This is a genomic window from Pseudomonas sp. 18.1.10 (assembly GCF_024655625.1).
In the GTDB taxonomy this organism is placed as follows: Bacteria; Pseudomonadota; Gammaproteobacteria; order Pseudomonadales; family Pseudomonadaceae; genus Aquipseudomonas.
Genome location: NZ_JANLGL010000288.1, coordinates 1 through 5578, shown reverse-complemented (window position 1 = coordinate 5578; position 5578 = coordinate 1). Strand labels below are relative to the sequence as shown.

The 5578-nt window shown below is 61.3% G+C and carries 5 protein-coding genes; 1 reads left to right on the top strand and 4 read right to left on the bottom strand.

Annotated elements, in window-relative coordinates; translation table 11 throughout:
- Positions 1–77: 77 nt before the first annotated feature.
- Genes NUV89_RS27035 through NUV89_RS27020 form a run of 4 tightly spaced genes read right to left on the bottom strand, consistent with a single transcriptional unit; the run spans position 78 to position 3552 of the window.
- Complete coding sequence (locus NUV89_RS27035) at positions 78–1235, bottom strand: betaine/proline/choline family ABC transporter ATP-binding protein (protein WP_017737739.1); 1158 nt, start codon at positions 1233–1235, stop codon at positions 78–80.
- Positions 1232–1885, bottom strand: a complete 654-nt coding sequence (locus NUV89_RS27030; RefSeq protein ID WP_257783720.1) for an ABC transporter permease — start codon at positions 1883–1885, stop codon at positions 1232–1234. The genes NUV89_RS27035 and NUV89_RS27030 overlap by 4 nt, the downstream gene beginning before the upstream one ends.
- 11 nt (positions 1886–1896) lie before the next feature.
- A complete protein-coding gene (locus NUV89_RS27025; protein WP_257783719.1) occupies positions 1897–2790 on the bottom strand; it encodes a glycine betaine ABC transporter substrate-binding protein in 894 nt (297 codons plus the stop codon).
- Positions 2791–2799: 9 nt separating this feature from the next.
- Positions 2800–3552: an ABC transporter permease gene (locus tag NUV89_RS27020; protein ID WP_374684553.1), complete on the bottom strand. Its 753-nt coding sequence runs from the start codon at positions 3550–3552 to the stop codon at positions 2800–2802.
- 295 nt (positions 3553–3847) lie between these two features.
- Between NUV89_RS27020 and NUV89_RS27015 the strand changes: the two genes are divergently transcribed.
- Positions 3848–5431, top strand: coding sequence for a peptide chain release factor 3 (locus tag NUV89_RS27015; protein WP_257783717.1), 1584 nt, complete (start codon positions 3848–3850; stop codon positions 5429–5431).
- Positions 5432–5578 lie beyond the last annotated feature (147 nt).

Below are 5578 nucleotides of genomic sequence, written 5' to 3'. Positions count from 1 at the left end.
GACTGATACACCGCCTTCGCGAGCAAGCCCGCTCCCACACAAGCCCGCTCCCACAGTTTTGACCGCGTGGTGTCAGATCAAGCCAGTGCGGTTTCGGCAGGCGAAACAATACTGGTCTTGCCCCCCCGAGACTTACCGGAACTCAAGTACTCGGCAATCGACTCCTGGGTCACTTCCCCAAGGAACACCCGCTCCGCATCCATCACCGGCAACCACGAGCGGTTGAACTCATACATGCGCGACAACAGGATGCGCAAATGCTCGTCATACGCCGCCGTGGCGTTGAACTCGCGCAGGTACTGGCCGCAGGTGCCGCTCTGACGGTGCAGGTCGCGACGTCGTACATAACCCAGCGCCTTGTTCTCGGCGCAGGTCACCACTACATAGCGGCGGTCAAGTTCGTCCATCAGTTCCAGCGCGTCGGCCACCGGGGTTTCCGGGCTGACCGATGGCGCGTTGTCTGCCGCGTCCTCGGCCTTCACCAGCAACAGGCGCTTGAGGGTGCTGTCCTGGCCGACGAAATTGCTGACGAACTCGTCGGCGGGATGCGCCAGCAGCGTGTCCGGGTGGTCGATCTGCAACAGCTTGCCGGCGCGGAAGATGGCGATCTTGTCACCCAGTTTGATCGCTTCGTCGATGTCGTGGCTGACCATAATCACGGTCTTGTTCAGCGCGCGTTGCATCTCGAAGAACTCGTTCTGGATCATCTCGCGGTTGATCGGGTCGACCGCGCCGAACGGCTCATCCATCAGCAGCAGTGGCGCATCGGCCGCCAGTGCGCGGATCACGCCGATCCGCTGTTGCTGGCCGCCGGACAACTCACGCGGGTAGCGATGCAGATACTGCTTGGGCTCCAGCTTTATCATGCTCATCAATTCGCGGGCGCGGTCGTGGCATTTCTGTTTGTCCCAGCCGAGCAATTTCGGCACGACCACGATGTTTTCCTCGATGGTCATGTTGGGGAACAGGCCGATCTGCTGGATCACATAACCGATGTTGCGACGCAGGGTCACGGCGTCGAGGTCGGTGGTGTCTTCGCCATTGATGAGGATCTTGCCCGAGGTCGGCTTTATCAAGCGGTTGATCATTTTCAGCGTGGTGCTCTTGCCGCAGCCCGAAGGGCCGAGGAACACGCAAATTTCGCCTTCATTGACGGTCAGGCTTACATCGTTCACGGCGGTGACAGTCTTGCCGTTGCTTTGGAAGGTCTTGGACAGGTTTTGAAGTTCGATCATTTGAGCAATCCTTTTGGAGTCAGCGAGCGTTGCAGCCATTGCAAGAGCAGGTCAGCGAAGATGGCCAGGAGGCTGACCAGTACGGCGCCGACGATCAGCATCGACATGTCGCTGCGGCTGATGGCAGCCAGAATCAGTACACCCAGGCCACCGGCGCCGATGGTGGCGGCAATGGTCATCACGCCGATGTTCATCACCACGGCGGTGCGTACACCGGCGAGGATCACCGGCACGGCGATGGGCAGCTCGACCATGCGCAGGCGCTGGCCGAAGGTCATGCCGATGCCGCGCGCGGCCTCGCGAATGCCCGGTTCCACGCCGGTCAGGGCCAGGTAGGTGTTACGCATGATCGGCAGCAGGGAGTAGAGGAACACGGCGGTGATCGCCGGCATCGGCCCCAGGCCCTGGCCGAATTTCGAGTAGAACGGCAGCAGCAGGCCGAACAGGGCGATGGACGGCACGGTCAGCAGCACCGTGGCGCTGGCTTGCAGCGGGCCGGCCAAGGCGGGAAAGCGCGTCATCAGGATGCCCAGGGGCACGCCGATGAAGATCGCGAGGATCACGGCGATACCGACCAGGGTGATGTGCTGCCAGGTCAGGTGCAGGACTTGGGCCCAATCAAGATGGGAAAAGGCGTTCAGGAATTCCATGTCTTCTCCTATTAGTTGATGGGGTGCTGGCGCAGAAAGTCAGCGGCAACGGCGGAAGGGCTTTCGTGGTCGACATCGACCCGCGCATTCAGCTGGCGCATGGTTTCATCGTCGAACAGCGCGGCCAGCGGCTTGAGCTCGGCGGCCAATTGCGGGTGGGCATCGAGATAAACCTGACGCACCACGGGCGCGGCGGTGTAGTCCGGGAAGTAGTGCTTGTCGTCTTCCAGCAGCTTCAACTTGAAGGCACTCAGGCGCCCGTCGGTGGTGTAGACCAAACCGGCAAACACCTGGCCGTTGCGCAAGGCGGTGTAGACCAGGCCGGCGTCCATCTGCCGGGTGTTCTTGCGGGTCAGGTTCATGTCATACAGCTTGACCATGCCGGCCAGGCCGTCGGAGCGGTTGGCGAACTCGGTGTCCAGGGCCACCAGGCGATGGGCTTGGGCGTCGTCCGCCACGGCTTGGGTCAGGTCGCTGATGCTGTTGATCTCGGGATGCTCGGCGGCCACCTTCTCCGGTAGCGCCAGGGCGTAGGTGTTGCTGAACCGCGATGGGGCGAGCCAGACCAGGCCTTTTTTCGCGTCGAGTTCTTTCACTCGGGCGTAGGACTGTTCGCTGTCGAGTTTCTCGTCCACATGGTTGTAGGCCACCAGCGACACGCCGGTGTATTCCCAGATCAGGTCCAGTTGCCCGCTTTCCTGGGCGCTGCGCGCCAGGTTGCTACCCAGGCCACCGGTCACGCGGGTGTCATAGCCCTTGGTGCGCAGGTACTGGGAGGTGATTTCGGCGAGCAGGGTCTGTTCGGTGAACACCCGGGCGCCGATGCGGATGACGGGCTTTTCAGCGGCTTGCGCAAAACCTGCACACAGCAGGACGCAGCTCAGTATCAATGTCAGCTTTTTCATGTCGGTTCCTTAAGACGCGCGCAACCCGCGTTCCAGCCAGAGGCGGCTGGCCAGGGTCACCAGACCGTCAAGCAGCAAGGCCAGCAACGCGGTACACGCGGCGCCGAGCAGCAATTGCGGCTGGTTGTTCAGGGCGATGCCCGGGAAGATCAGGCTGCCCAGGCTGTTGGCGCCGATCAGGAACGCCAGTGGCGCGGTGCCGACGTTGATCGCCAGGGCCACGCGCACGCCGCCGATGATGATCGGCACGGCGTTGGGCAACTCCACGCGCAGCAGGACCTGGCGCGGCGTCATGCCGATGCCGGTGGCGGCTTCTTTCAGGGAACCCTGGACGTTTTTCAGGCCTTCGTAGGTGTTGCGCACGATGGGCAGGAGGGAGGCGAGGAACAGCGCGAAGATCGCCGGGCCGCTGCCGATGCCGAGGACGCCGAGGGCGATGGCCAGTACGGCCAGGGGAGGGACGGTGTTGCCGATGTTGAATATCTGCATGAAGCGTTCTGCGCGCCCGACCATGTTAGGTCGGCTGAGCAGGATACCGGCGGGGATGCCCACGACAAGGGCGGCCAGCATGGAGACTAGAACGAGGATCAGGTGTGCTTGCAGGTAAAACAACAAATCGTCGCGGTACAGTTCGATCGTGTTGATGCCGATCCAGTGGACCAGCAGGGCCAGGAGGGCGACGACAACCGCTCCTCCTATCAGCCCTTTGCCATAGCGAATAGCCACAGGCGGACTCCTTTTTTCTTTTGTCGGCGAACACATTTCCGAGCGGCAATGCCATTCCTGGCTGTCGGCGAATGAGTTCGCGAAAAGCAGCTTGGTCATGTCGGTAAGACGGCATGAGATCAAGCCATGAGCGCAGCCTCGTCAGGCTAACTTGCTGATTTATCAGCCCCTGTTCCGAGTGCGGTAGCAGGGGAGTGGACGTCTCGACCTTTTAAAAGGTTCCACACTTGGCAGCATTTAGCCACCCCCAATCGGGTGAACGGTGGTCCGGCGCCCGGGGTTTGCGCTATACTCGCCGCCCTTTTTTGACTCACCTGCCAGGCGATTTCCCATGACCCACCAGGCCGCCGAAGTCGCGAAACGCCGCACTTTCGCCATTATTTCCCACCCCGATGCCGGTAAAACCACCATCACCGAAAAACTCTTGCTGATGGGCAAGGCAATCGCTGTGGCCGGCACGGTGAAATCCCGCAAATCCGACCGCCATGCCACCTCCGACTGGATGGAAATGGAAAAACAACGGGGTATTTCCATTACCACGTCGGTCATGCAGTTCCCGTATCGCGACCACATGGTCAACCTGCTCGACACCCCGGGCCACGAAGACTTCTCCGAAGATACCTACCGCACCCTGACCGCCGTGGACTCGGCGCTGATGGTCCTCGACGGCGGTAAAGGCGTCGAGCCACGTACCATCGCGCTGATGGACGTGTGCCGTCTGCGTGATACGCCCATCGTCAGCTTCATCAACAAACTCGACCGCGACATCCGCGACCCGATCGAGCTGTTGGATGAGATCGAAGCGGTCCTGAAGATCAAGGCCGCACCGATCACCTGGCCGATTGGTTGCTACCGCGACTTCAAGGGCGTGTACCACCTGGCCGACGACTACATCATTGTCTACACCGCCGGCCACGGTCACGAGCGCACCGAAACCAAGATCATCGAGAAGCTCGACTCGGACGAAGCCCGCGCCCACCTGGGTGACGAGTACGACCGTTTTGTCGACCAGCTGGAACTGGTGCAGGGCGCCTGCCATGAATTCAACCAGCAGGAATTCCTCGACGGCCAACTGACCCCGGTGTTCTTTGGTACGGCGTTGGGCAACTTCGGTGTCGACCACGTACTCGACGCCGTTGTGGATTGGGCGCCGAAGCCGTTGGCCCGTGTCGCCAACGAGCGCACCGTGGAGCCTGTGGAAGAGAAATTCACCGGCTTCGTGTTCAAGATCCAGGCGAACATGGACCCGAAACACCGCGACCGCATCGCCTTTATGCGCATCTGCTCCGGCAAATACGAAAAAGGCATGAAGATGCGCCATGTGCGCACCGGCAAGGACGTGCGCATCGGCGACGCCCTGACGTTCTTCTCCTCCGAGCGTGAACAGCTGGAAGAAGCCTACGCCGGCGACATCATCGGCCTGCACAACCACGGCACCATCCAGATCGGCGACACCTTCACCGAAGGCGAAGCGCTGGGCTTCACCGGTATCCCGCACTTCGCCCCGGAACTGTTCCGCCGCGTACGCCTGCGTGACCCGCTGAAATCCAAGCAACTGCGCCAGGGCCTGCAGCAACTCGCGGAAGAGGGCGCCACCCAGGTGTTCTTCCCCGAGCGCAGCAACGACATCATCCTCGGCGCCGTCGGTGTGCTGCAGTTCGATGTGGTGGCCAGCCGCCTGAAAGAGGAATACAAGGTTGAGTGCTCGTATGAGCCGATCACCGTGTACTCCGCGCGCTGGATCGACTGCAGCGATAAGAAGAAGTTGGAAGAGTTCTGCAACAAGGCCGTGGAAAACCTCGCGGTGGACGGCGGTGGTCACCTGACCTACCTGGCGCCGACCCGCGTGAACCTGGCGCTGATGGAAGAGCGCTGGCCGGATGTGAAATTCCGCGCGACCCGCGAGCACCACTAAGGGCTGAGCGGTAAATAGAAGGGTGAAGCTGTCATGGCTTCACCCTTTTTCATGCCCAACACAAAACTAACGGTGGGAATGGGCTTGTGTGGGAGCGGGCTTGCTCGCGAATGCGGTGGATCATCCAGCAGATGCTGTGAATAACAC